Source organism: Thermicanus aegyptius DSM 12793 (assembly GCF_000510645.1).
GTDB lineage: Bacteria > Bacillota > Bacilli > Thermicanales > Thermicanaceae > Thermicanus > Thermicanus aegyptius.
Genome location: NZ_KI783301.1, coordinates 308,227 through 333,572 on the forward strand (window position 1 = coordinate 308,227; position 25,346 = coordinate 333,572).

25 protein-coding genes and 1 pseudogene are annotated in these 25,346 nt (G+C 48.6%); 20 read left to right on the forward strand and 6 right to left on the reverse strand.

Features of this window, described 5'->3' with window-relative positions; genetic code table 11:
* Positions 1-4 precede the first annotated feature (4 nt).
* A pseudogene (locus THEAE_RS22365) lies at positions 5-868 on the forward strand (NADH-quinone oxidoreductase subunit B family protein); the annotation flags it as partial.
* On the opposite strand, the gene THEAE_RS22370 reads toward THEAE_RS22365, so the two are convergent.
* Positions 849-1,601: a GNAT family N-acetyltransferase gene (locus THEAE_RS22370; RefSeq protein ID WP_245605508.1), complete on the reverse strand. Its 753-nt coding sequence runs from the start codon at positions 1,599-1,601 to the stop codon at positions 849-851. The pseudogene THEAE_RS22365 and the gene THEAE_RS22370 sit on opposite strands and share 20 nt — an antisense overlap.
* A 137-nt stretch (positions 1,602-1,738) precedes the next feature.
* The gene (locus tag THEAE_RS0101595) at positions 1,739-2,596 is read right to left on the reverse strand and encodes a carbon-nitrogen hydrolase family protein (protein ID WP_028986300.1); all 858 of its coding nucleotides are present in this window, start codon (positions 2,594-2,596) and stop codon (positions 1,739-1,741) included.
* Positions 2,597-2,987: 391 nt separating this feature from the next.
* Here THEAE_RS0101595 and rlmD point away from each other — a divergent pair, with 391 nt between their 5' ends.
* The 5 genes from rlmD (at position 2,988) to THEAE_RS23800 (ending at position 7,495) form a co-directional block, all read left to right on the forward strand.
* The gene (rlmD, locus tag THEAE_RS19685; protein WP_245605509.1) at positions 2,988-4,523 is read left to right on the forward strand and encodes a 23S rRNA (uracil(1939)-C(5))-methyltransferase RlmD; all 1,536 of its coding nucleotides are present in this window, start codon (positions 2,988-2,990) and stop codon (positions 4,521-4,523) included.
* 83 nt (positions 4,524-4,606) lie between these two features.
* Positions 4,607-4,984 (forward strand): VOC family protein, encoded by a 378-nt coding sequence (locus THEAE_RS0101605; RefSeq protein ID WP_028986301.1) that lies wholly within the window; start codon positions 4,607-4,609, stop codon positions 4,982-4,984.
* A gap of 268 nt (positions 4,985-5,252) precedes the next feature.
* A complete protein-coding gene (locus THEAE_RS0101610) occupies positions 5,253-5,834 on the forward strand; it encodes a DUF4256 domain-containing protein (RefSeq protein ID WP_028986302.1) in 582 nt (193 codons plus the stop codon).
* A 56-nt stretch (positions 5,835-5,890) separates the two neighbouring features.
* On the forward strand, positions 5,891-6,298 hold the full coding sequence (locus THEAE_RS0101615; RefSeq protein ID WP_028986303.1) for a restriction endonuclease: 408 nt from the start codon (positions 5,891-5,893) through the stop codon (positions 6,296-6,298).
* A 966-nt stretch (positions 6,299-7,264) separates the two neighbouring features.
* The gene (locus tag THEAE_RS23800) at positions 7,265-7,495 is read left to right on the forward strand and encodes a reverse transcriptase domain-containing protein (protein ID WP_028986304.1); all 231 of its coding nucleotides are present in this window, start codon (positions 7,265-7,267) and stop codon (positions 7,493-7,495) included.
* A gap of 1,422 nt (positions 7,496-8,917) precedes the next feature.
* Here the strand turns inward: THEAE_RS23800 and THEAE_RS0101635 are convergent.
* On the reverse strand, positions 8,918-9,421 hold the full coding sequence (locus THEAE_RS0101635) for an FAD-dependent oxidoreductase (RefSeq protein WP_084213407.1): 504 nt from the start codon (positions 9,419-9,421) through the stop codon (positions 8,918-8,920).
* A gap of 708 nt (positions 9,422-10,129) precedes the next feature.
* On the opposite strand from THEAE_RS0101635, the gene THEAE_RS0101640 reads away from it, so the two are divergent.
* The 4 genes from THEAE_RS0101640 (at position 10,130) to THEAE_RS0101655 (ending at position 13,933) form a co-directional block, all read left to right on the forward strand.
* Positions 10,130-11,359, forward strand: coding sequence for an IS256 family transposase (locus THEAE_RS0101640; protein WP_028986307.1), 1,230 nt, complete (start codon positions 10,130-10,132; stop codon positions 11,357-11,359).
* A gap of 111 nt (positions 11,360-11,470) precedes the next feature.
* Entirely contained in the window at positions 11,471-12,319 is an 849-nt protein-coding gene (locus THEAE_RS21830) for a helix-turn-helix domain-containing protein (protein ID WP_052329688.1), read from the forward strand.
* Between the two features lie 11 nt (positions 12,320-12,330).
* Positions 12,331-13,272 (forward strand): hypothetical protein, encoded by a 942-nt coding sequence (locus tag THEAE_RS0101650; protein WP_028986308.1) that lies wholly within the window; start codon positions 12,331-12,333, stop codon positions 13,270-13,272.
* Positions 13,273-13,348: 76 nt separating this feature from the next.
* The gene (locus THEAE_RS0101655; protein WP_028986309.1) at positions 13,349-13,933 is read left to right on the forward strand and encodes a fibronectin type III domain-containing protein; all 585 of its coding nucleotides are present in this window, start codon (positions 13,349-13,351) and stop codon (positions 13,931-13,933) included.
* Positions 13,934-14,029: 96 nt separating this feature from the next.
* On the opposite strand, the gene THEAE_RS21835 is transcribed toward THEAE_RS0101655, so the two are convergent.
* The 3 genes from THEAE_RS21835 to sigI all read right to left on the reverse strand — a co-directional run bounded on the left by THEAE_RS21835 (position 14,030) and on the right by sigI (position 17,618).
* Entirely contained in the window at positions 14,030-15,448 is a 1,419-nt protein-coding gene (locus tag THEAE_RS21835; protein WP_052329690.1) for an S-layer homology domain-containing protein, read from the reverse strand.
* A gap of 137 nt (positions 15,449-15,585) precedes the next feature.
* On the reverse strand, positions 15,586-16,899 hold the full coding sequence (locus THEAE_RS0101675; protein WP_028986310.1) for an anti-sigma-I factor RsgI family protein: 1,314 nt from the start codon (positions 16,897-16,899) through the stop codon (positions 15,586-15,588).
* Positions 16,900-16,901: 2 nt separating this feature from the next.
* Complete coding sequence (gene sigI, locus THEAE_RS0101680; protein ID WP_028986311.1) at positions 16,902-17,618, reverse strand: RNA polymerase sigma-I factor; 717 nt, start codon at positions 17,616-17,618, stop codon at positions 16,902-16,904.
* Between the two features lie 282 nt (positions 17,619-17,900).
* On the opposite strand from sigI, the gene THEAE_RS0101685 reads away from it, so the two are divergent.
* The 10 genes from THEAE_RS0101685 (at position 17,901) to THEAE_RS0101730 (ending at position 25,344) form a co-directional block, all read left to right on the forward strand.
* The gene (locus THEAE_RS0101685) at positions 17,901-18,182 is read left to right on the forward strand and encodes a hypothetical protein (RefSeq protein WP_028986312.1); all 282 of its coding nucleotides are present in this window, start codon (positions 17,901-17,903) and stop codon (positions 18,180-18,182) included.
* A 314-nt stretch (positions 18,183-18,496) separates the two neighbouring features.
* Positions 18,497-19,021, forward strand: a complete 525-nt coding sequence (locus THEAE_RS0101690; protein ID WP_028986313.1) for a helical membrane plugin domain-containing protein — start codon at positions 18,497-18,499, stop codon at positions 19,019-19,021.
* Positions 19,014-19,427: a hydrogenase maturation nickel metallochaperone HypA/HybF gene (locus tag THEAE_RS0101695; protein ID WP_028988539.1), complete on the forward strand. Its 414-nt coding sequence runs from the start codon at positions 19,014-19,016 to the stop codon at positions 19,425-19,427. Before THEAE_RS0101690 ends, THEAE_RS0101695 begins: the two co-directional genes overlap by 8 nt.
* The gene (gene hypB, locus THEAE_RS0101700; RefSeq protein ID WP_028986314.1) at positions 19,363-20,058 is read left to right on the forward strand and encodes a hydrogenase nickel incorporation protein HypB; all 696 of its coding nucleotides are present in this window, start codon (positions 19,363-19,365) and stop codon (positions 20,056-20,058) included. Before THEAE_RS0101695 ends, hypB begins: the two co-directional genes overlap by 65 nt.
* 82 nt (positions 20,059-20,140) lie before the next feature.
* A complete protein-coding gene (locus tag THEAE_RS0101705; protein ID WP_028986315.1) occupies positions 20,141-21,112 on the forward strand; it encodes an NADH-quinone oxidoreductase subunit B family protein in 972 nt (323 codons plus the stop codon).
* A 75-nt stretch (positions 21,113-21,187) separates the two neighbouring features.
* A complete protein-coding gene (locus THEAE_RS0101710; RefSeq protein ID WP_028986316.1) occupies positions 21,188-22,816 on the forward strand; it encodes a nickel-dependent hydrogenase large subunit in 1,629 nt (542 codons plus the stop codon).
* Between the two features lie 73 nt (positions 22,817-22,889).
* Positions 22,890-23,357 carry a hydrogenase maturation protease gene (locus THEAE_RS0101715; protein ID WP_028986317.1) on the forward strand — a complete coding sequence of 156 codons (468 nt, stop codon included), beginning with the start codon at positions 22,890-22,892 and terminating at the stop codon, positions 23,355-23,357.
* A complete protein-coding gene (locus tag THEAE_RS0101720; protein ID WP_028986318.1) occupies positions 23,347-23,625 on the forward strand; it encodes a hypothetical protein in 279 nt (92 codons plus the stop codon). Before THEAE_RS0101715 ends, THEAE_RS0101720 begins: the two co-directional genes overlap by 11 nt.
* Before the next feature lie 78 nt (positions 23,626-23,703).
* Positions 23,704-24,921, forward strand: a complete 1,218-nt coding sequence (locus tag THEAE_RS0101725; RefSeq protein WP_245605510.1) for a tetratricopeptide repeat protein — start codon at positions 23,704-23,706, stop codon at positions 24,919-24,921.
* A gap of 45 nt (positions 24,922-24,966) precedes the next feature.
* Positions 24,967-25,344: a hypothetical protein gene (locus THEAE_RS0101730; protein WP_028986320.1), complete on the forward strand. Its 378-nt coding sequence runs from the start codon at positions 24,967-24,969 to the stop codon at positions 25,342-25,344.
* Positions 25,345-25,346: the final 2 nt, after the last annotated feature.

Sequence of the window (25,346 nt, forward strand, 5' to 3'; positions counted from 1 at the left end):
GAAGATGATCAGGGCAGGTCGGGTAACGCGCCGGGATCTCTTCGCCAGGCCGCTGCCAGATCGGGTGAAAGGGAGCCTGGAGATCGTGGGAGAGGAGTGTACCGGCTGCGCCCTCTGCATGGAGAGCTGCCCCACGGGGGCGATTACGTATACTGGACAGGGAGAGGAAGGGGAACTTCACCTGGATGTGGGAAATTGCATCGCCTGCGGGCTCTGCGTGGAGGTCTGCGAGACCCGAATTCTCCGCCTTTTGCCCAACTCTCTCCCTCCTTCCCGGGAAAGGGAGGGGTTTCGAATCGATCGCCGGGTCAGAAAGGGAGTTCCGGTGAGGGACTTGAGCGGAGCGGAAGAAGTGGCGGCCGGGGCGGAAATCCTTTCCGAAGAAGAGGAGAGGTTAACGGGGATGCTTTCCGTTCCTGTTCCGGTGATGCCCGGGATGCAGGAGAAAGGGGGGGAGAACGATTCTTCCGTAGATCTCCCCGAGGCATCGGAAGTCCCCCTGGAAGAGAGACTTCGCCAGCGGATTCGGGAGGTGCTGGGTCCCTCCCTCCATATCCGTCATCTTGATTCCGGCTCCTGCAACGGCTGTGACTTCGAGATGAACGCCTTAACCAATCCGATCTACGACATCCAGCGCTTTGGGTTAGATTTCGTCGCCTCCCCCCGCCATGCCGACCTCATCATGGTGACCGGGGGTGTGACAAGACACCTGGAGGAGGCGGTGCGGGCCACCTATGAAGCGGCTTCGGAACCGAAGATGGTGGTGGCGGTAGGCACCTGTGCCATTGGGGGAGGCATCATCGGACATCAATATGCCCATCACGGCGGTGTGGACGGGATTCTCCCGGTTACCGTTTATGTGCCGGGTTGCCCCCCTCGCCCTGAGGCGATGATTGAAGGGATTCTGATGGCGTTGGACCGCTATAAGGAGAGGCGAAAAAAGGATTCTTCCATTCCATCAAAGCCGCATAGTTCATAGACTCCTCATCATCCAAATAGTTTGGGATTACCCCGAGGGGAGTCCGCCCGCAGCGGAGGAGGAAGGTGATGACCGGATCTTTTAACTCTCCTTTTACGACTTTGGAGAGATATTCGTCCGCCGACATTTCGGCGGCTTTTTTATGGTATCCGGGCATTCTCCCCCCTCCCAAGAGGCGTTTCAACCCTTTATACACCACCACTTCATACATGGACTGCATCAGCCACCTGCCGAGCCCCATCTTCCGATAAGAGGGACGGACGCTGATGTCGACCACATAGAGGGTATCCCCGTCCGGGCGGTGGTTCCGAATATACCCGTGGTCGGTGATCTCTTCCCAGGTGTGTTGGGGGTGATCCGGATCAAAAGGGACGATCAGTCCGGTCATGGATCCGGCCACAACCCCTTCCACCTCAATGAGGAGGGCTCCTTCCGGGAAAAGGGTGACATGGTTTAGAAGCTGTTCTTCTTTCCACCAGAGCTCCGACGGGAAGGGGGGAGGGAAACTCTCTCGCTGGATATCGATCAGGGCTGGGAAATCTTTCGCGGTATAATTGCGGATCACTGCTCTCCGAGGCGTGTCCGAATCGAAGAGGTAGAGCTCTTTGTGATAGGAATACATAGGAATCCCTCCTCACTTCTCTTGCGCATATGTTACGTTTTATGCGACAGACGTTCCTTTAGACGACGATGGTTCCCTTCATCTCCCGGGATGATTCTCCCGGGATGATGAGGGTGATTCTCCCTTTAGGTATACTGCTATTTCCAGTCCGGGTAGAGGTCGGTTCGCCGGTCCTGCCAGGTGGTGACCGAACCGGAATCCCTGACCTCCTGAAGGAGGGATAGATTCAGATCGGCGGTTATGATCATATCCTGGTTCAGATCCCCTTGGGCCAGGATGCCATCGGGAGGAAAGGGGATGTCGTTGGGGGTGATGATGGCGGACTGCCCGTAATTGGCCCGCATGAAATCCACGGTAGGAAGCGCCCCCACCGTTCCGGACGTTACCACGTACACCTGATTTTCCACCGCCCGGGCATGGGCCGTATACCGAACCCGGAGGAAGCCATGCCGGTCATCGGTGCAGGAAGGGACAAAGAGGAGATCGGCTCCTTTCGCCCTTGCCATGCGGACCAGCTCCGGGAATTCCACGTCATAACAGATGAGGACGGCGATTTTTCCTTTCTCGGTATCAAAGGTGCGAAGTTCATCTCCTGGTGTTAGCTTCCACTCCTTCACCTCGGTGGGGGTGATGTGGAGCTTCTCCTGAATCTCTATTTTCCCATCGGGATAGAAAACATGGGCGGTATTGTAAAGGCGGTCGCCTCTCCGGATCACATGGGTACCGCCGATGATATGGAGGTGATGTTCCCGGGCAAGGCGGGTGAAGAGGGAGAGGTAAGAGTCGGTAAAGGAGGGCAGCTCCCCGATGGAGAGTGCCTTTCTCTCTCCGTTCCCGATGGAGAGGAGCTGGGTGGTGAAAAACTCCGGAAAGAGCAGGAATTCGGCGCCAAATTCCTTGGCCGTTTTCACATAATGCTCCACCTGTTCCGCGAACTCTGCGAACGACCGAATGGTGTGCAGATGGTATTGGACGGAAGAAACGCGTACGTTCATGCAGATCTCTCCTTTAGACAAACAATGAAGTGTAGATGATGATTCTTTTCGAATCCGTCATTCTTCGTTCTACCCGCCAAACCGGGCATTTTAGAGATGAGCACTTCTCCAGATAAGTTAAACGTTGGGAATTACTCTCGTTATGATGGTATTATAGCAGAAGATACGACGCGAAACCAAGCGTTAAAAACCGAAGGGGAACATCCCATTTTTTATAGATAACCGCTAGGATCGAATGTGATATACTAGGTGTACATTTCTTGCGTGGAGGAATTTTGATGAGCAAGTGAGAGGAGATTCTCGAATTGAATCGTCAGTTTTACGAAATTCGTGTAGCGGAAAATGCTATAGCATACAAACCATAAAGAGAAGTGAACGGGATGATCGAATGATGAAAAGGAAAGGTATGCATAAGAAGATTGAGGAAGGAAAAATGAACGGGAAACCGCCGAAGGAAATGGCGGCCGGCCAACTGACGATGCAGGATAAAAAGGCCGATGATCCGGCGAAAAAGAAGCTCCGGACGAACGGGGGGAATCCTTTGGACCAAAAAGAAATTCCCGTGGAGAAAAACATGGAGATCCCCCTTTCCATCGAACGTTTGAACCACGAAGGGGAAGGGGTTGGCCGGTATGAGGGATATACCCTCTTCGTCCCGGGAGCCCTCCCCGGAGAAGAGGTTCGGGCCAAAGTGGTGAAAGTGAAGGCTACCTACGGGTACGGGAAAATGCTGGAGATCATCAAGGCGAGCCCGGAGCGACGCATTCCGCCCTGCCCCATTTACAAGCGGTGCGGTGGCTGCACGCTGCAACATCTTTCCTATGAAGGGCAGCTCCAATTTAAACGGCAGCTCGTGGTGGAGAGCCTGGAGCGGATCGGGAAGTTAGAGGGGGTCCCGGTTCATCCCACCCTCGGCATGGCGGACCCCTGGCGGTATCGGAACAAGGTGCAGGTTCCCATCGGGGAGCGGGAGGGAGGGCTGGTCGCCGGGTTTTACGCCCCCAGGAGCCATGAGTTGGTGGAGATGGAAGCCTGCCTCATCCAGCATGAGAAAGGGGATGAGGTGATTCGGAAGGTGAAGGAGATCGCCTCCCGCCTGGGCATTCCCGCCTATGACGAGAAGAGGGGAACGGGTCTTTTGCGCCATGTTTTGATCAAAGTAGGTTTTGCCACCGGGGAAATCATGGTGGTCCTAGTGACCAATGGGGAGAAGATCCCCCGGGCAGGGGAATTGGTGGAAGGGATACGGAATGAGATCGATGGCGTGGTAAGCATCGTCCAAAATATAAACCCCTTGCGGACCAACGTGATTCTGGGAGAGAAGACCCGGACACTCTGGGGGCGAGATGTCATCTATGATCAGATCGGCGACGTGAAGTTTGCCATCTCCGCCCGTTCCTTCTACCAGGTGAACCCGATACAGACAAAGCTCCTCTATGAGAAAGCGGTGGAATACGCCGGATTAACCGGGACGGAGACGGTGATCGACGCCTATTGCGGCATCGGGACGATCTCCTTGTTCCTGGCACGGAAGGCGGGGAAGGTGTACGGCGTGGAGGAGGTGGCGGAGGCGATCGCCGATGCCAAGAAGAATGCGGCGTTGAATGGGATCGATAACGTGGAATTTGCCGTCGGCAAAGCGGAGGAAGTGATGCCGCGGTGGAAGGAGGAGGGGATCACCCCGGATGTGATCGTAGTCGACCCGCCCCGTAAAGGCTGTGACCGCAGCCTGCTCGACACCATGATCGAGATGAAGCCGAGAAGAATCGTCTATGTCTCCTGCAACCCCAGCACCCTCGCCCGTGATCTCCATATTTTGGAGGAGGGAGGCTACAAAACCGTCGAAGTTCAGCCCGTCGATATGTTCCCGCAGACGGCGCATGTGGAGTGTTGTGTGTTGTTAAAATTGAAAGGGATAAGTGATTAAGCCCCTGATTTTAAGTCCAATTTGTTTTCGTCATTTTGCTTTGATAAAATCATTGAACAATGCAAAAGGAAGGGGACTTAGTGATGATTAACAAAATCGGGAAAGTAACTGTATATGTAAATAACCAGCAACAAGCGAAAGACTTTTGGATCAATAAAATCGGCTTTGTCTTGAAAATGGAGCAACCTATGGGACCGAATGTTTCTTGGATCGAAGTCGGACCAAGTGAAGACGAATTTACCACCCTGGTTCTTTACTCTAAGTCAGTGATGCAACAACAGAATCCATCTAAAGTTGCACATCCGTCCATTCTTTTCAGCACAACGGACATTGAATCGGCGTATGAGAAAATGAAACGTAATGGAGTAGAAGTAGGGGAAATGATGAGGATGCCATTTGGCACAATGTTTACATTTAAAGACCAAGATGGGAATGAGTATTTGTTAAGGGAAGATAAGTAGGAAAAAAGGTCCTTGACAATCGGATAAACTCCGGCGGTTAGAATGCCGGAGTTTCCACTTTATTTAACCCACCCCCGTTGTAACGAATCTTGATTGATCGGTTTGATCCACAATCCATAAATTGTCTAATGAGATGAAGAGCAATTCAAATGAAAGAAAAGATGATCAACATCTATTTACATCTGATGGAAGATTGAACATATATAATCGATAATGTAGGTTAAAACTTTTTACCATTATAAATATAAAAAATAAAGGAGAACATCACATGACAAGGAATAATGAAATCAGGAATAACAAAGAGTTGTCACCCGAACAACGCGAAAAACTACTTGAAACATTGAAATCCCGTTTTGAGAAAAACATGAACCGCCATGAAGGCCTGGAATGGGCTAAAGTACAGGCAAAGCTCGAAGCGAATCCTGAAAAACTGTGGTCGCTCAATGAAATGGAGAGAACAGGCGGTGAACCGGATGTGGTCGGTTATGATAAAGAGACGGACGAATATATTTTTTTTGATTGTTCAGCGGAAAGTCCTAAAGGCCGCAGAAGTGTTTGTTATGACCGCGAAGCGCTGGAGTCAAGGAAAGAACATAAACCGGAAAATAACGCAGTTGACATGGCTAGTGCCATGGGCATTGAACTTTTAACGGAAGAACAATACCGGGAGTTGCAGAAACTAGGAAAATACGATACGAAAACATCGAGCTGGGTGAAAACACCCGAGAAGATTAGAAGACTAGGCGGGGCCATTTTTGGTGATCGTCGCTATGACACTGTTTTTGTGTACCACAATGGAGCAGAATCCTACTATGCTTCTAGGGGGTTCCGTGGCTCGTTAAGGGTCTAAATTTGGCTGAAAACTGACCGGATTAAGGTGCGGGATAAAAGGTTGAAGCCGGAAGTATGGAAGTAACAATCGGTTTATCAAATCTACCGCTCTGTTCAATCTCTTTTTTACAAAAGTTTTTTGCTGCCATGCATGAAGAAAAGGCAAGAAAAGGTTTTTTTGTAACCACATCTTTTTTTGCTGATACTGCTTATGAGTATGCAAAAGACAAGAACATAGAACTTATAAGTGGAACAAAACTGGTTCAATTAATGCGTCAAGCTTATCCTGAGTATAATGATGATACTGTTGATGTAATGTGCCTACAATGTGGGGACATTGTTACATTCGATTTAGCCTTGCAAGATATAACAAGGAAGTATTGTAAAAATAAGCATATCGTTGAAAATAACATTTATTATAGTGATTTATTCAAAAGACCAAGTAGGTCTAATTCAATCAGATATAGAAAAAGGAGAATATAAAAGATTTTACCTGAAATACAGACAATAGAGTTGGTAAGATAAACAGTTTGTAAAAGATGCGATTGGCTTTTTGACTCATTCGGTCAGAAGGCATACATTGATTAGATGGACATTCAAATGCCACGTACAACAAATTAATCAACCAACAAATAAATCAACGAACAAACTGCTCAAGCAAAAGATTTCAGCGTGCAACAAGTCTATCGTGTTATCCACGCCAGGGAGTATAGAATTCATATGGATTCTCTGGGAAATCGGCGTAGCCGATGGCAAAAGGGAATCGACAAAATCGCCATTTTACCTAGTGTAGTGGATTCAAGGACATGGCCAGAGCGGGAAAAATATGAAATTTATGTAAGCGTAAAATAATACCCAGCGCGCCTAGCTAAACTAGGCATAACTAACTGATGAAAGTTCAGTCGAGTAGGTAGGTACCAAGCCGCCTCGTAGTTAGCAGGCAGATATCAACGAAATCTGATGGCTGGAGCCCTGTGAAAAGCTGTAAAACATACAGTGAAACAAATGCTCAGGCTGTAACGACCGTGAATCTTGCCGCATCGTCAATATGTAACCCGTTAAGGGACTAGAGAGTGTCGAGCCCCATGGGTGTAGGCGAAGACCATGGAACACGTGAAGAACTTGGGAGCTCAGCGTAGATAAGGAAAATCCAAAGAGATGGTTTCATGCCTTGTATGACAAGATGGCGGCTAAGATCGTATAAGAGCCCGTTTTGAAGCAGATTTCAAAGGCTGCTCATTCGGCTTTCGATCGAAATGGAGCGCACATGATGCAACGCGGAGGATACGGGAAACCATAAACGAAGGACGAGTCTATTGGGTGGTTGACGTGGACATTACCGGATACTTTGACAACATTTCACATGCCAAACTTATGAAACTGGTGGAATAAAGAATAAGCAGTCGACGAATATTGAAACTCATACGGAAATAGCTTAAAGCGGGATTCGTGAAAGAGGGGCAGGTTCACGAAACGGTAATCGGAAGTCCCCGGGGCGGCGTAATCCGTCCACTTCTGGTCAATCTCTATCTGAACTACTTAGATACGATATGGGAAAGACAATTTACCCAAACAGGAACATTAGTTCGATATGCGGATGATCTGGTCATTTTATGCCATCGGAAAGAACAAGCTCTTAAAGCCATACGAGTATTAAAAGCAGTGTTTGCGAAATTGTAACGAACGATCAATGCGAAGAAGTCGAAGTGGTTAAAATCTGGGATGATACACAGGGATTTGACTTTCATCATCGGACACTTCCGGTCATGAGGAAAGGCGGGATCACAGCAAAGATTTTACGTACCCTTAGGAATACGGAATGAGTTGGAAGGGACCACGACATCCATGTGAATGACAAGCCACATCAATCGCGTCATTAACATCCAATCCACCATTAAGTACAAAAGGCAAGGCTGCACAAAGTATGTCCAGAGTGGGACACTGTATAGATAATGGACCGATGGAAGGTTTCTGGGGCATCCTGGAACGGGAGATGTACTACGGTCACAAATTTCACCAGCCGGGAATAGCTGATACAAGCCATTTCAGCCTATATCTATTATTACAACTACCCGCGGTTGCAGTGTCGGCTATCCGTCATGACGCCTATGGAAAACCACGAGCGGTACGCAAAGGCCGCATAGAGATTGCTGCCCACCGTTAGGGAGGCAGCTATCAAGTTCCTTTATTTTTTCATTGTCCTCTTGACGGGCGCATATCAGCTAGGCAATGAGGCTTATTTATATTTAGCCGTCATTTCGCTTACGACCATCAAGCAAATAAAATACAAGGGGCATCAAGCCATTAAGCATCTGAAACAGCTTTTAACAGATGTAGTGGAACGAACGACCTAATTTGTGAATCAAGTCAAGCTAGTGGTTTCCGGAAGACGCATAATCATGGATTGTATGGTAAGATTCTTTGATCCGGAATTACGACCGATTAAGAAAGGGAGCTTTCTAAAGGAACCGAGTTCGGCTAAAAAACCCGGATTGACGAAACCGAAAGCGGCTTTATTAGGGAGGTGAAGTTTATTTAGACAACCCCTCCGACGATGAATTTCTGGTGCTCGCTGTAAAAACGCATAAGAAACAATTTGGTAAAGCTCCAATGGTGACCTTCCGTTGGTTTTTCAGCAAGAAAAACAAATCACATTTACGGAATTGGGCATCAAGCAATGAATCCTTTCATGAAATGACAAAAATGGCCAAGAGAAAACCGGATATGAAAACCGACCTAGGTTCAAAGGCTTGCAATGCTTCCGTACTGCAGGTAAAGTGAAGATCAGCCTTCTCAAAAATACGGATTGAGACGTAGTAGTATCGGGCCCTACTCGACTCAAAAAACTGGGTCAGATTCAGTCAAAATGTTCATCTAGGGCGGACGATAAGTAAAAATAATGTTAATTGGACAATCCTGAAAAAGTGATGAGGAAAGAGCAACGTTCACAAACGGGCTTTTCAAGAGCACTACTTTTCTCTACAAATTGGGTTAATCTCCCTATGAATTCCTCCATAATCAGAAATAGCGACCTCTTCTCTTTGAAATCATAAAGAAACCGCATTTTACAGCGTGTTTGTTTTGTTTTTTCAGTCGGGACAATTACAAATTTTTGGCAATAAAATAACCTTCTCGTGTTGCATCCATCACATTTCTTGGTTTATTGGCATCACCTATGACAAATGTATCCGGCACAATGCCGTAAAAAGAGTCGATCAAGTGCGGATTTGTTCGCATTCCGGTAGAAAGAATAACCGTCGAAGCCGGTATAAACTTCTGTTTTCCAGCTTCTTCATAAACAACGCCATCCCGGGCAATTTCCACAACCTTGATGTTAAGCTTGGTGTGCAAAGTTGATTCCTTCTCCAAGGCCTGTCTTAAACCGATACGATAAAGGATATTGCTGTTTTTAGCCAGGATGTCCCCCATCTCCAAAATGGTCACGTTTTTACCTCTTCTCGCTAGTTCAATGCCCAATTCGCATCCGGTGGACCCGCCACCGATAATAGCAACTTCTTGCCCAATTTCGTCCATTTTGGTATATACATCTAATGCTCCATAAACATGATCTTGGTCAACCCCTTTAATAGGAGGCGTAAAAGGAATGGCGCCTAGATAAAAAGAAAAATGTCATATTTTTGAGAATAGCGGAACAGGTAAAAGCGCACCTAGCCACCGAATCTCCCTCATTCTAAACGGATATAAGGTTAAATTCATAATCGCTCAACACTTCGTCAAAGAACTCCCCACGGCTATGCTAAAGCTTAATCTCGAGGCATTTGAACATAAATGGCTCCTACCGTAATCGGCATCGGTGTCCCGGCGTCCGTCCGCGGTTTCGTTTTTGTTCTTGCGTTTGACAAAGGAGGAGAAGGCTTTGCTGTTGATTGGCAAAGTCCGGGAGTAATTCTCGGAACTCTTCTACCATGATAAGGGATTATTGAATATAAAACCGATTCTTACATAATATAATCTTCAACATAAAGGGTGAATTAGGTTAATTAAGATAGGGAACCTCACCAAGACGAGTTTCCTTAATATGGATATTAAGAAGGGGAGCCGATGATTAGGCTCCCTTTTAAAGGCGCATTTTATTGAAAGCAATGTAATAATGGATCTAGCAATATGAAAGAAAGCAATTGAAATCAAAAAATTATCCGGTTTACAAGATATAATACAGGTACATAACAAAGTTGAGTCCGTATAATTGGTGTAAAATCAATCGTTCAGCTGGGTGACATAATACACAGGTGCCACCCCCGCCCTTCTCTGGTAGAATGAGTTTGTGAACAAAATCTACAGGGAGGTATGGAGATGGCACAATATAATATTACCTTGAACGATGAAATTTTGAAAGATCTATTTTCTGGAGATAAGGGGGTGGCTGTCTTACTAGAACAGGTGCTGAATCAGGTTCTTCAAGCCCAGGCCACNGANCAGTTGAATGCGGAGCCCTACGAACGGTCTGAAGATCGTCAGGGTTATCGCAATGGTACTCGCCCCCATCCCATTACGACCCGCGTCGGTACGCTGGTATTGCGGGTGCCACGACTCCGTAGCGGCAAGTTTTCCACAGAGCTTTTTGCCCGTTATCAGCGCAGTGAACAGGCACTTTTACTGGCGATGATGGAGATGGTTATTAATGGTGTATCCACAAGGAAGGTAGCTGCCATCACGGAGGAGCTATGTGGTGAAGAGTTTTCCAAGTCTACCGTATCGGAGCTCTGTAAACGATTGGACCCCGTTGTCCAAGGATGGAACGAACGAAGCCTGAAGGACAAGGAATACCCCTTTGTGATCGTGGATGCCATGGTGCTAAAGATTCGTGAGGATGGCAGGGTGCGCTCGAGGGCTGCTTTGATTGCTACTGGTGTGGGTGAAGACGGATACCGTGAAGTGCTAGGAATGCGNATCGGGGATAGCGAGTCTGAAGCCAGTTGGAGTGCGTTTTTCGGCTGGTTGAANGACCGAGGNCTGCATGGTGTGGATATCGTTGTCTCTGACAGCCACAGCGGGCTTGTGAAAGCCCTACACACCCAGTTTCAAGGCTGTACCTGGCAACGATGCCAAACGCACTTTATGCGCAACTTCTTGGACGCCGTGCCTAAGAGTTTACAGGAGGAGCTGTATGGGAAAATGCGGGCCATCCTTGATGCGCCGGATGTGAAGACAGCCCGTTTATTAATGGAGCAGGTTGTGGATAATTACAGTGATAAAGCCCGTAAGGCTGTGGATATCCTCGAGTCGGGCTTTGATGACATCACGGCAGTACTGGAGCTACCAGAACGGTACAGGAAACGTCTGCGTACTACCAACGGTCAGGAGCGCCTTAATGAGGAAATCCGCAGGCGAGATCGGGTGATTCGAATCTACCCGAATCGAGACTCGGCGATACGGCTTCTAGGTGCCTTGCTGATGGAGATTGACGAGAAATGGCAATCTGGTCACCGGTACTTTGACATGGAAGACTATTACGTCTGGCGGGAGGAGCGTAGGAAGAAGGAGGTGGCGGAGTCACAGCAGAGCGTCCGAAAGGTTAGTTAACATAATGCAATCACCGGGGAGGGGAGAATTTACACCACATTTAGGACTTGACCCATAACAACAAAGGAACTTCTAAGGTAACCCATATATGAAATGTGAAAGGGTGAATGGATGAATCAATACGACGGAAGCATTTTAAAAGCCATTGAATATATAGAGAATCGAATTGATCATGAAATACCGCTCGATGAAATTGCAAAAGTAGCCGCATTTTCCAAATTCCATTTTACTCGGATCTTTAAAGCTGTTACTAAGGAGAACCTCAATGATTACATTCGCAAACGCAGGCTGACTTTAGCGGCAAGGGCGTTAATCGAAACCGATATGCCCATTCAGCAGATCGGTTTCACCTATGGATATTCGTCGCAAGAAGCGTTTACCCGGGCGTTTAAACAATACATGGGCATATCGCCGAAAAGCTACCGGAATAAAGGGATTCATTACCACAACTTGTACAAAGAGGCTTTATCCGAACCGCTTTTATATCTAAAAAAGCGGCAAGTACCCTATAAAGCATCAATCATTCAAAAGCCTTCATTTATGATTGGTGGCATCTGCTTAAGCGGTGAGCTTAATCATCATCAGATATCAGTGCTTTGGAATCGGTTCTATGATGAGCTGCAAAGATTCTCGATCAATCCGGAAACGGTCGCATGCTACGGATACGAATCGATAGATGAAACCAACACCCCCTATTATCTGGCTGCGATTGAAATGGATCGACTGGAAAACTTGCCGCCGGGTTGGAGAAGAGAGGTGATCCCTGAACACAAGTACGCAGCTTTTACGTTGGAAAATGTCATTGAAAATATCCCGAACGCGATGGAAGAAATCTATCAAAATCAACTTCCGGCTATGAATCTAAAACCGGTTCAGAATTTTAGCATTGAGTATTACGAAGCGGATTTTATGGCAAATGATCGTACGTATACCCTAAAATTTTTAGTACCTGTTGAATAGGAGGAGAATGTATGTATATTGGAAATGGTGCATATTGCTACGCCAATTCTGCAAGCATGTTGATCAAAGGGATAGATGAGAATGTATCGCCATCATTGCTGGAAGTACTATCAGGGGTTAGTCTTGGCGTTACATTGTATGGGAATGGCAGCCTGTTTCTGCATAATAACATAGCTGATCCCGATGTCGCCATATCCAATGCCATGAAAATATTGGGTTTTGCTTTCAGTGAGGAAATTTCGGCAGAAGATGCAGAATGTCCTTTAGACCAATTACGGAATGTTTTAAAGACTTCAACCGCAATTTTGGGACCTGTAGATATGGGTTATCTTACGTATTCACCAAACCACCGTTACGCAAAAGGTTCCGATCATTACGTCTTGGCTTATGATATGGACGATCAGTATGTATATCTCCATGATCCGGCAGGCTTTCCGTACGTAAGGCTATCGCTCGAAAACTTAAAATTAGCATGGAAAGCGAAAGATATTCCTTATGGCAGAGGTCCTTACCAGTACTGGCATTCGATTAAAAGGATCAATCAACCTGCGGATGAAGAAATCTACGAGAACTCCATCCGTTATTTTCAACAGATTTATAAGGAGACGGGAAAAGTAGGTGCAACCATTGGTGCCAAAACCGGGACAGAGGCCATCGCTTCATTTTGCAATAAACTAGAGAACCATGAAATCACCGAAGCTGCGGCAGATAATCTAAAATATTTTGTATTCCAATTGGGAGCCAAGAGGGCAAACGATTTCTCGGCGTATTTTGAGAAACGGAATCCTGTTCTTGCCCGTTTAAAAAGAAAACAATCCGAACTCCTGGGATTATGCCATTCACTTGCGGTAGAAGAAGATTGGCAAAACCTTTCTTCTGTACTACGGGATTTCGGGAAGATTGAAGAGGAATTTGAAAGAGAGATCCTTGCGTTAGAAGTATATGTTTCTTAAGAAGGCCATCCTCATCTGGATGGCCTTCAGACTGAAGAGAAACCTACATTTTTCTTGAAAGGAGTCCTTCTGCATAGTGACCAAGGGTTGTACATACACAGTGATTACTTTGACAGTTGGAAATAATAGCTATGCGCCTGTAATCTATGAATTTGGACTCTACTTGATTTCTTCCCCGGATGCGCCGACGATAGCAAGCGTCACACCGGGCAACAAGCAAGCGACAGTCAGCTTTAACGCTCCGGTAAACGACGGAGGAAGAACCATTACAAGTTATACGGTCACGGCAAGTCCCGGAAATATTACGAGAACAGGCACAAGCAGTCCGATTGCGGTGACAGGATTGACAAACGGTATATCGTATACGTTTACGGTAACGGCAACGAACGAAATCGGCACTTCCCACCCTTCCGCCGCTTCAAATCCGGTCACTCCCATGCCCGATCCGGCATATACCGCCAGTGCCGCCGTCAATGATGCCGCGCCTATTGCAGGGATGGATACTACCGTAACGCTGACCGTATACAACTCGGATGGCGGGATCGATGCCACGTTTGATGGAACGCGCAATGTAACCTTATCCGGCTATGCGCAAGCTCCTGACGGATCGTACGGTGGCTTTAACGATCCCTACCATTTTCCATCGTTTGGTCACTTGTAAAAACAAAAGCCCCGAAAAAAACGGGGCTTTGCCAACAATCCGAAAGGCCCAACTTCGGTTGGGCCCAACTGCATGTACTTTTCTTTAGTAATAAATCTAATCATCCTCCTCATTGTCATCTTTGCCGCCGTCATTCTTAATCTCTACTTTTACTTCTTTTCCGCTCGAAAATTTGATTTTTAGCTTTAATTCTTTAACGTTGTTTTGATCTACATTTAAAGCGGATAAAATCTTGTCGGCGATCTCTTTTTTGTCCATATTTTCGGAGATGCCCGCATTGGTTAGTAATTTTTCAATGGCATTAACGGCTTTTTGACCTTCCATCTTCTGTTGCTCATTTTTGGATGCAATTTTCAGTTCAGCCTCTGCATGGCCATCTTTGTTTTTGTAATCCAGTTCCACTTTCCCTTTGTCAGATAGTTTCACTTCCAGTTCGAATTGACGAATGCCTATATCAGAGGTGGAGGTTGGTTGGTCCTCTTCATCCTGTTCGTCATCCTTTTCTTCCGATTCATCATTTTGTTTCGGGTCTAACAAAACGGCTTCTTTCACTGTTTCTCCCAATACGAGCAAGCGAACATAGTCATTTACGGCTAGCTGATCGGCACGGATCAATTTGTTATGGTATTCTACGAGAAGTTCGGAAGAGATGCCGTAGGTTAACGAATCTTGACCGTCCGTTGTAAGGGTAATCTCGCCATTGACAGAATCGTAGACTTGATCGGTTACCGTATCCGAATTGTAGACACTGCCGGTTACGTTAAATTGTATGTTTTTAATCACTCCACTTACTTTAAAGGCACCGGCATTTTCGAGCAATCCGTCATCGGTTCTGTCCAGTAACGCCGCCATCTCGGCGCGCGTTACATTTTTATTGGGTTGAAAAGTACCGTCCGAATAACCGTTGATCATTTTCTTTTCCACAGCTACATTGACGTAACCGATGGAACCGGCGGGGATTTGGTCCGCATCGGTGAAATTGGGAATTTTAGTCATCTCGTGAAGCGCTTCCGATTGCAACCCCAGGGCTTTCACGAGCAGACCCGCTACCCATACTCTGCTCGCGGGCTTCTCCGGTTGAATCTTGTCTTCGGAAGCATCGAAGAGACCATTCTCCAGGGCAACAATAATATACCCTTTAGCCCAGGGGAACTTTTTGTCGATCTGTTCGGCATCTTTAAAATGGAGCTTCGTATCTGGAGATTTGGCTTTGGCTTCGTTTTCGAGTCCCAATAACCGGACAGCCGTCACAATCGCCTCAACCCGGGTTACCGGTTGATTCGGCCTGAATGTGCCGTCTTTGAAGCCTTGAAAGACGTTTTTTGTTTTCATTTTGGCAATCGATATAGCGGCCCATTCCGCTTCTTGGATATCATTAAAATCGAGCATAAGCTGCCCTCTTCCGTCCGCCGAAACGGCTCTTTTCATTCCGCCTGCTGCCGACGCCCAACCGGAAAAGCCGAACAGCAGGATGCAGACCAACGTCAAAAACAGGAAATTTCTAAAATTCTTCATCCAACTCATCTCCTTTAACGAGTGAATTTTTACTTTTTCCATCCATGCCCTCTCCAGTCCTCCGCTTCATTTCCTACGTTTCCTGATGGATGATTACGTCGAACAGAAACGTTTTATGGGGGTTGCAAGGAAATTCCCTAGTCGCCCTCATTTCCGCTGCTTTCTTTTTCCCCTTCGTTGTCTTTCTCCATATTGTCTTTCTCCTTACTGTCTTTCTCCTTACTGTCTTTCTCCTTACTGTCTTTCTCCTTACTGTCTTTCTCCTTACTGTCCTTTTCCTGATTGTCCTTCTCCTGATTGTCCTTTTCTTTCTCCTTTTCCTTATCGCTTTTTTCCTCTTGGGATGTTTTTTCCTGGCCATATATGGGGTTATTCAGTTCGATCGCCGCTTTTTTCTGTTCGGAAGATGGATTCTCTGCGTTCTGAGCGTCCGGTTTGGGTTCAGGTCTTTCCGTGCGTTCGGATGCCGGATGATCTTGATTTTCGTCTTTCGTTTTCCTTTGCTTTATCTCGGGCCGATCGGCTGCGGGCGTTGTCTCACCGGTTTGCTTCTTCGATTGCTCTTTAGGCAATGGGTAAGTTGTGTCCGATTGAATCGGCTGCACTACCTTCTGCGTGTCGTCGGAAGGCTTCTCTTCCCGGATTGAGTTGTTATCGGAAATCTGTTCCGCTTTCTGATTGATTATTGAACTCTTCTCATCGGAATTTTTTTCGAAAAATTGTTCCGGGGGAATTCCCGCGCGGATAAGAGAGGAGACAATCGAATGCGTGCGCAATTCCTCCACGCTTAATTCAATCCCCTTACGTTTGGCCTGTTCGTATACGATGTATTTGTTCAGCGTTAACCTTGCTTTTTTCGCTTGTTCCATCTGATGTTCATTTGCATCGAACATTTTGATTTTGTAATCTTGATCCCCTGCGATGATTTTTTTGGTATCTACATCAAAGGCAGCCTTGCCGAAATCAACAACGGATATCCAGATCCACCTCTTATCCGTTTGAGTATCCAAAAAACCTCGTTCTTCCGCTTTCTTGACGATGAACCTGACGGCTGTATAAAATTCTTTCCCTATTAATTGCTCTTCCGACATGATCCATTTCGCGTCATCGTTCACCGGAACGGCTTTTTCGACTTTTCCCTTTCCGTCAACGAAAAGCTCAAACCCCGGATTAATGTCGATCGCGACTAGAGCCACCGGTTGAGACGAGATTTCCATAAGCTTTACCAGTATGGTAATGCCGATAAGAAACAAAAAAGCGGCGGCAATCATTCCATATTTTTTAAACCTCTGCCATCGATTGCGCTTTATGGTTATCTCCGCATCGGGTACCGGGATGATCTCTCCCAATTTCGGCATGACAGGCGGGTGGGGTAAATTGCGGAACTTCCCGTCTTCACAGAGGACGACGATACATTGTTCGGTTATTTTCATGACGGTACCATGCATCATCATCACTCTCCTATCTCCGAAAATGAGATCGTATTGCGAATACGGACGAATTCATCACAGGAAAAAATCAAGATCAGGGCGATCAAATATTTTCGGTGTCTTTCCAACGTCTTTTTGCTGACTCCCGCATACCGCATCATCTCTTTCAAAGGAAGATGTTTCGTTCTCTCCAAATAAAGCTTCATTTCGGGATAGTCGCAAAAACGCTTGGCTATTCGAATGAGCTGTTTCCTGGTATCCTGGTGGCTTGGGGAACATTCCTCCAATTCTTCGAGCCGTATGCCATATTCCTGCAGCCGTTCATCGTACAGGGTCAGTTCCTGGGCTAAAGCCGCTGCGGATTCCTGCTGCGCGTAAATCTCCAAGGAACCGGCAATTTCTCCGGCGGTCAATTCAAACTCGTCGTTGTTGTCCAACACCAAGCTTTCGGACTTGGAGATTTTGCCCTGTTTGCGAAATTCGTCGATGAGACGGCGGCGTATCATCATGAAGGCAAAATGATCGAATGTTTTTCCACGCGACGAGTCGTATCGGTCGATGGCTTCGTTGAAAGCGATCAGACCGATGCTCGCCTCGTCATCATTCCATTCGACCTTGCGCTTGCAAATCCGGCGGACCGAACGGAGGATAAAGGGGCGGTACTGCCCGATCAACCATTCTCTGTTTTGGCTGTTCCCTTTCTGAATGTCCAATACAATTTTTTCGATGGATCTGTCCATGAATACGCATCACTTCCTAATTCGACGCAGACTCCTCCGTTATGGGGGTGATTGAACCACATTGTTCTTGTCAAAATGATGGGCTCCTTTACGTACTATGTATATCGACACATGTCGATAACTTTTTAAACTCAGACGAGATGGCACTCCATCTCGTGCAATCAGATTACGTGCAACTTGTTCTTCCGACGGACATAAAGAAGAAGAAGTTTACGAAATAACATATATTCCGGAGGATGTATTGCCCCGGATGAACCGAATCAGAGCTTAAGGGGTGGGAAGATGAGGAGAGCCATTTCGGATCGGCACTTCATTGGGCATTACCGTTCTTTACAAGATCGGCCTGAAGACGTTGAGAAATGTGTAGAATTTCTTCTTTCATTGGTTAGGACAAAAGGGGATCCGCCCCCGCCGATTGTGGAGTTTGTCACATTATTAAAAAATGAGAAGCCCATTTTATATGCCCATGTGCGCAAACGAATTCAAATGCACCCAAATTTGAGGCTTATATTTGAAATCGATGCGGATTATGAACAAGCCAAAAAACGTTTGAACTTAGGCTAAAGGGAGGTTGCGATGAAGTTTATCGAATTGCGTCGTCATAGGGAAAGGAAAAGGCCTTATGATCTTGTCCCGCTTTTTGTGCGCAAAGCACAAGAAGTGGATGAGGGATTATACATATTCATGTGTTATTCAACATTGACAGATAGAATTTTAATATTATAGAATACTATCAGAACTGAAAAAATATATTTAATATAGTGTTAAAGGTAATTAAGGTGTACAAGTGAAAAAGGAAATCGGGTAAAGGAGGTGGATGGCGCCGCAAAACGGAGTTCTAGTCATTTGATCGCGATCGGGAAAGGAGGGTGTTAACGGTGGAAAACGGAAAAGGAGGAGTTATGGAGGCACCTGTCGATCAGTTGCTGGTAGAAAAGCTTTCGGATCCGGTGATCATCGGGCAGTTGATCCGCCTGCTCGATAAGTTGGAGAATGTGACGTTTTTGATGGACATGGTGGAGGGCTTTTTACGCCGTGGACCGGAAATTGCGGATTCGGTAAACGAACTGGTCGTTCTTCTCCGCAAGAATTGGTCCCGTCCCGAATACAGCTCCCGTGTTGAAAGCGCTTTTTTGGCCCTTCGTCGGTTGCAGGAATTCCTTGATTCTCCCCAAGTTCAGGCGTTGTTTAAATCCGATGTCTTAGATGTACGGTCGGTGCAACTGGTAGGGAAAGTGGCACGTTCGATGATACGGGCTACGCAGGAGACTGAACAAACGGAGGCGAAACGCATGGGCCTTTTTGGACTGATGAAGGCGGTGAACGATCCGGAGATCCAACCGGCAGTTCATTTTATGATCAATTTTGCACGTAACTTTTCGAAGGAACTGAAAGATGCATGAACTTTCCATCGCCTACAGCTTAGCGGAAATCGCCGTGGAAGCGGCGGAGGAAGCAGGATTGAAACAGGTGAAAGCCCTTTACGTGAAACTGGGTGTCTTGTCGGGGGTGGCAAAAGAGGCGTTGCTCTTTTCCTTTGATGTAGCAATCCAAGGGACACCTTTGGAAGGGGCAAGGCTTATCGTGGAAGAGGTTCCTGTAAAGGTGTTCTGCCCGGACTGTCAAGAAGCGCGTATTTTGCCTGCACCTTTTCCCATGCGGTGTCCGGTTTGTGGAGGGAAAACCGGTCAGGTGCTGGAGGGGCGGGAGATGGAGTTATCGGCCCTGGAGGGAGGCGATTCGAATGCAGGAGACGGCATCTACCCCGCGGATTGTGGAAATTCGTCAGAATATCCTGAAGAAAAATGATCTTCTCGCCGCTCGGTTGAGAAAGCGGTTTCATCAAGCGGGAGTGTACGTGGTTAATTTGGTCTCCAGCCCGGGAGCTGGAAAGACGACTTTTTTGACGGAAGTGTTGAGCCGCCTGGCCGAACGGTACAAGGTGGCGGCTTTGGTAGGTGATTTGGCCACCGATCATGACGCGGAACGCTTGCGCCAAAGCGGAGCGAGGGTAAAGCAGATTACCACCGGGACGGTTTGTCACCTTGAGGCGGAGATGATTGAAAGGAGCCTGGAAGACTGGGACTTGTCGGACATCGATTTTCTCTTTATCGAAAATGTCGGCAATCTCGTCTGCCCCGCCGGTTACGATCTGGGAGAAAACCGTCGTGTCGTCCTTTTTTCGGTGACGGAGGGGGAAGACAAACCGATGAAGTACCCCACCATCGTAAACAGCGCCGACGAGTCGATCATTACAAAGATGGATATGGCCGAGTTGGCCGGTTTTCAACGGGATCGCTTCTATGATTCGATCTACAAGGTCAGACCCGGCATTTCCGTCTATGAAGTTTCCGCCCGAACCGGGGAGGGTATCGGGGAGTGGATCTCCCGTTTAGAGGCGGAGAAAAGGGCATTTCAACAAAGAGCAGGCACATTGTGATGGAGGTTTCTGCCCTTCGCATCGCGATTCAAGGGTGAGATCAAAGCAAGGGTAAAATCATTCTTTCTTGGAGGTGGGGAAAGTGGCCAATCTTCTTTGGATGCACGGCGGTGCATGCAATGGGAACACGCAATCGTTTTTAAATGCGGATGAGCCGACGGTGATTGATTTGGTTGTCGATTTCGGCATCAACATCCTGTATCATCATTCCGTTTCCATGGAATTTGGCAATCAGGTGCGCCGTTTGTACGAGGAGATTCTTCAGGATGAAATTCCCTTGGATATTCTGGTTGTGGAGGGGACGATCATTCAAGGGCCAAACGGAACGGGCCGCTACGATATGCTTTTCGATCGGCCGAAAAAAGAGTGGATCTGGGAGTTGGCCCATAAGGCACAGTACGTGGTTGCCATCGGCGACTGCGCCTGTTGGGGAGGCATACCGGCGACCAAACCGAATCCGTCCGAATCGATTGGTCTTCAATATTTAAAAGGGGAGCGGGGCGGATTTCTCGGCAGTCATTTCCGTTCAAAGGCGGGGTTGCCCGTCATTAATATTCCGGGCTGTCCTGCCCATCCCGATTGGGTGACGCAAATCCTTGTCGCCGTGGCCACCGGCCGTGCAGGAGACGTGCTTCTGGACGAACTACAGCGGCCGCAAACTTTCTTTAAGACCTTTACCCAAACAGGTTGTACCCGGGTACAGTATTTTGAATGGAAAGAACCGGTAGAAGAGTTCGGACAGGGGACGCGCAAAGGATGCCTCTTCTATGAACAGGGATGTCGGGGACCGGTAACCCATTCCCCCTGCAACCGCATTCTCTGGAACCGCCAATCTTCCAAGACCAGGGCGGGGATGCCTTGCATCGGCTGTACGGAGCCCCAGTTCCCGTTCTTCGATCTGGCGCCGGGTACGGTCTTTAAGACTCAAAAGATCTTCGGCTCCATTCCCAAGGAAGTACCGCAAGACATCGATCCGTTAAGCTATTCCGTCCATGCGGCCATCGCCCGATCTGTAGCCCCGAAGTGGGCGAAGGAAGAGATGTTCGTGCCGTAGGAGGCGGGTGGATGGGCCTGTACTCCAACTTAAAATTTTTGAGGGAAAACCATTTTTAAGGGGGGATCGATCTCGATGAACAAGCAAGAGGCTGTCGCGAAGAAAAAGATGGAGATGAAAGTCCATTCGCTCGGGCGCGTGGAAGGCGACTTGGATGTCAAAGTGCTCGTGGAGGACGGGATTGTCGTGGACGCTTGGACGGAAGCCACCATGTTCCGCGGTTTTGAAATGATTTTAAAGGGAAAGGACCCTCAGGCCGGCCTCATCGTGACTCCTCGGATTTGCGGCATTTGCGGCGGTAGCCACCTGACCAAGGCCGTTTATGCGTTGGATACGGCATGGGGAACGGAAGTGCCGCCGAACGCGACATTGATCCGCAACCTGGGTCAGGCGGCGGAAACGATTCAGAGCATTCCGCGTTGGTTCTATGCGCTGTTCGCGATTGGATTGACCCATAAGAACTATGCCTCTTCCCATTTGTATGAAGAGGCGGTTCGCCGTTGGGCCCCCTTTGTGGGAGAACATTATGAGATCGGTGTTCTTGTCTCCGCCAAGCCCGTTGAGATCTATGCGATCTTTGGCGGACAGTGGCCCCATTCCAGCTTCATGGTGCCGGGGGGAGTGGTGAGCGCGCCGACGTTATCCGACATTACCCGTTCCATTTCCATTTTAGAGCAGTATCGGGAAACTTGGTTGGAAAAAATTCTCCTCGGGTGTTCCGTGGAACGCTGGCTGGAAAACAAGACATGGGCGGATATCTTGGCATGGCTGGATGAGAAGCCGGAGCACCGGGATTCCGATCTAGGTTTCTTCATTCGTTACAGCATGGAACTGGGCCTTGATAAATACGGGGCAGGTCCGGGCCGCTATTTGGCGATGGGAAGCTTTTTCCATCCGCAAAATTATCGCTATCCGACCATTGAAGGGCGAAATGCCGCCTTAATTGCCCGCTCCGGGGTCTTTGACGGGGAGGATTACCACGATTTTGACCAGACCCGTGTCCGGGAAGACCACACCTACTCGTTCTACCGCGGTGGCGGCTCCTATCATCCCTTCGAGGGAGTGACCGATCCCCTCGATCCGATGGAGGGGCAAAAAGAAGGGAAATATACGTTTGCGAAGGCGCCCCGGTATGCTTTACCCGGAGTCGGGGAGATCCCCCTTGAGGTAGGTCCGTTGGCCCGGCAGGTGATCGCCGGTCGCCCGGGCGCGGAAGATTGGCAGGATTTTGACCCTCTCTTCCGCAATATCATCAAGGAAATCGGCCCGAGCGTGATGGTGCGCGTGCTGGCGCGCCTGCACGAAGCGCCCAAGTACTATTTGCGCATGCGGCAGTGGCTAAACCAGATCGACCTGGATGAGAAATTCTACATCAAGCCGAACGAACTGCCGGAAGGGCGCGGTTTCGGGGCGACCGAAGCGGCCCGCGGCGCATTAGCGGACTGGATTCAACTCAAGGATGGGAAGATTGAAAATTATCAAGTGATTACGCCGACCGCATGGAACATCGGTCCGCGGGACCGTCATGGCCAGCGGGGGCCCATTGAGACGGCAATGATCGGCGTACCCATCAAAAATCCTGAGGATCCGGTGGAATTGGCACATATTGCGCAAGGATATGATTCCTGCCTCGTCTGCACGGTTCATGCGTATGATGCGAAGTCGCATAAAGAGCTGGCCAAATATGAGGTGATCAAGGTCTAAGAACGGCTGGGGATGAAAGGACCGGCTCCTCACTGCGGCTCAGGATAAGTGTTTCGAGAGGGAGGAAATGGGGATGACCGTTGTCATTGGTTGTGGCAATTTACTTCGGAGCGACGACGGAGCGGGTCCCATGCTGATTCGCAAATTATGGGAGCGGGGGGTTCCCCCCGGAGTCCGCTTGGCCGACGGGGGGACCGCCGGTATGGATGTGGCTTTTCAGATCGGGGATGCGGAAGAATTGATTCTGGTAGATGTCTGCACTTCCGGCGCAGAGCCCGGCACGATTTTTGAGCTTCCGGGGGAAGAGGTGGAAACGCCTCCTCTGGAAGATCTGAACCTCCACGATTTTCGTTGGGATCACGCCATTACCATGGGACGCTGGCTGCTCAAAAGCCGCTTTCCTAAAAAAGTGACGGTTTTCCTCATCGAGGCGGAGAACTTGTCCTATGGATTTGGCTTATCGCAAACGGTGGAGAAGGCGCTCGATCGTTTGGCGGAGGAGCTGATTCAACGTCTGGGAGGGAAAGGAAGTGAAACTTGAACTCACCTCTGGGGGGTATCTTCATCTTCCCGCTGAAGAAGCGGTGCGGTTCCCAACGGGAACCGCCATCGCTTTGGTGCGGGGGAAAGAACTGTGGCTTATGCCGGTTAGTCATCCGGGGGCGGGAGGATTATTGTTAAAATTTCGCAATCCCCGGGGAGATCGAAGCATTTTCGTCCGGGAATTGTTGCCTGAAGGGGTGCTGCCGGGAGGGCGCGCGGCCGTGTGGGATGACAAGCTGGGAGCGCTCCGCATCCCTCTTTTTTAGATCTCCTTATGCCGTCGCGTATGGAGGAATAACCTTTAAGAGTATGACCGATCTTTTTGGGAGAAAGGGGAATAGAACGTGCTGCGTCCGCAACCGATCGGCGTTTTTCCCGGGACGACAGGCTTTCTTCTCTTACCTTCCGTTCCGGATGAAGAGAAGCTCTTGCCCCTCCTTCTACGTGGCGATCTTCCGGAGAAATGGCCGGAAAGCTGGAGGTTTTTTGCATTAAGCCTGGAAGGAAGGGACCGGGGAGAGGTGTTATCCTTATTGCCGCCGGGACCGGTAGGGATTTTTAATCGATTTATTCTAGAACCTACGGTCCAACTGTATGCTTTGTCTAAAGAAGAATTGACGGGGGAATTGGCCCTTCTCCTGGATGCGGCGGCGTGGCGCTTTGGTTTTCGGGAGGCGCCTCCTTCTTCTTCCGGCACCACCGGGGAAATTCGGGCTTTTCTGTTGGTCACTCAAGCCTATGAAGATTTTCAGCGGAACGAATGGCAGGAGGGATTGGACAAACTCTGGGAAGCAGCGGGAACCGTTCAGGATCTCTCCCCTGTTTTTTCCTCCCGCCTTTACGCGGAATGGGCGGCGGTTCGTCAAAATCTTGGTGATTACGGCACGGAAACGGTGAACGGGTACCTCAAAGCCCTCTCTCTTTTAGAAAATACTTCCTTTCATGAGGCACGGGCGGAGCTCTGGTTTCAATTGGGTACTCTTCATCAAGGGGGAGCAGCAGGTCGGAAGGGTCCTCTGCTGGAAGCGATCCGCTGTTACCATGAAGTGCTGAAAGTGTATCGTAAAGAAACGCATCCTGAAAGTTACGCCATGGTTCACATGAACCTGGCTTTGTCTTATCTCTCCATGCCTTCCTTGGACCGCAGTGCCCATTTGCGGACAGCCATGGCCGTACAATCCCTCAGGGAAACCTTACAAATTTTTAAGAAGGAGACTCATCCCGATCTTTGGGCGAGTGCCACTATGAATATGGCCAATGCTTTGCAGCATCTGCATAGCTCCCATCCGGAAGAGAACCTCTGGGAAGCGGTGGCACTTTATGAAGAGGTATTGAGCGTTCGCCGGCCCGAGGAGGATATACTGGGTTACGCCCGTGTCCTGGCCAATCAGGGGAACGCTCTTGCTCATCTGGGAGCATTCTCGCGGGCAGAACCGCGCTTGCAAGAGGCGATCCGGCTTTTTCGCGCACACGGGGAAGAGGAAGCAGCCGAGTCCGTTGAGGCCATATTGGAAGAAATCGACCGCATACGGAAAGGTGCGGCGGCGAATGAGAATTTATGAGGCGAAAAAGCACAAGAGAAGCACCCGAGGGAGGGGGAATGGGGCATGAATCCCCATGAACGGCAGTACTTTAATCTTTTGTTGGCCATGGCGGTTGAGCGTTTTAGCGAACGCATCATCCAGCGCAACGAAGGGGCGGAAAACGCCTTATACCGCCTCCGTACGAATCCCCAGGGAGACGGCGTGTGGCTGAATGCGTTTGTGGATGCTTTTTTTCAGGATGCCCTCCTTGATAACCCTGCCGGTGCGTGCCTGATTCTGCAAGCTTTGGCCAATCGGCACGTAAACGACCCTTCCCGCCTCTTCGAACGCATCACCGTCGGGGAGGTACTGCTGGAGCTGGCCAAAGAAGGCTTTGCTACCCTGTTGCGGCAGAAAACCGAAGAATCGCTTGAGCAGACCTTGGCTTTTGGAGGTGATTGACG

Excerpts from the sequence above, each read along its gene's own strand:
- THEAE_RS22370 (WP_245605508.1), bottom strand. The coding sequence starts at position 1,601 with ATGTATTCCTATCACAAAGAGCTCTACCTCTTCGATTCGGACACGCCT.
- THEAE_RS0101595 (WP_028986300.1), bottom strand. The coding sequence starts at position 2,596 with ATGAACGTACGCGTTTCTTCCGTCCAATACCATCTGCACACCATTCGG.
- rlmD (WP_245605509.1), top strand. The coding sequence starts at position 2,988 with ATGAAAAGGAAAGGTATGCATAAGAAGATTGAGGAAGGAAAAATGAAC.
- THEAE_RS0101605 (WP_028986301.1), top strand. The coding sequence starts at position 4,607 with ATGATTAACAAAATCGGGAAAGTAACTGTATATGTAAATAACCAGCAA.
- THEAE_RS0101610 (WP_028986302.1), top strand. The coding sequence starts at position 5,253 with ATGACAAGGAATAATGAAATCAGGAATAACAAAGAGTTGTCACCCGAA.
- THEAE_RS0101615 (WP_028986303.1), top strand. The coding sequence starts at position 5,891 with ATGGAAGTAACAATCGGTTTATCAAATCTACCGCTCTGTTCAATCTCT.
- THEAE_RS21830 (WP_052329688.1), top strand. The coding sequence starts at position 11,471 with ATGAATCAATACGACGGAAGCATTTTAAAAGCCATTGAATATATAGAG.
- THEAE_RS0101650 (WP_028986308.1), top strand. The coding sequence starts at position 12,331 with ATGTATATTGGAAATGGTGCATATTGCTACGCCAATTCTGCAAGCATG.
- THEAE_RS21835 (WP_052329690.1), bottom strand. The coding sequence starts at position 15,448 with ATGAAGAATTTTAGAAATTTCCTGTTTTTGACGTTGGTCTGCATCCTG.
- THEAE_RS0101675 (WP_028986310.1), bottom strand. The coding sequence starts at position 16,899 with ATGATGCATGGTACCGTCATGAAAATAACCGAACAATGTATCGTCGTC.
- sigI (WP_028986311.1), bottom strand. The coding sequence starts at position 17,618 with ATGGACAGATCCATCGAAAAAATTGTATTGGACATTCAGAAAGGGAAC.
- THEAE_RS0101685 (WP_028986312.1), top strand. The coding sequence starts at position 17,901 with ATGAGGAGAGCCATTTCGGATCGGCACTTCATTGGGCATTACCGTTCT.
- THEAE_RS0101695 (WP_028988539.1), top strand. The coding sequence starts at position 19,014 with ATGCATGAACTTTCCATCGCCTACAGCTTAGCGGAAATCGCCGTGGAA.
- hypB (WP_028986314.1), top strand. The coding sequence starts at position 19,363 with ATGCAGGAGACGGCATCTACCCCGCGGATTGTGGAAATTCGTCAGAAT.
- THEAE_RS0101710 (WP_028986316.1), top strand. The coding sequence starts at position 21,188 with ATGAACAAGCAAGAGGCTGTCGCGAAGAAAAAGATGGAGATGAAAGTC.
- THEAE_RS0101715 (WP_028986317.1), top strand. The coding sequence starts at position 22,890 with ATGACCGTTGTCATTGGTTGTGGCAATTTACTTCGGAGCGACGACGGA.
- THEAE_RS0101730 (WP_028986320.1), top strand. The coding sequence starts at position 24,967 with ATGAATCCCCATGAACGGCAGTACTTTAATCTTTTGTTGGCCATGGCG.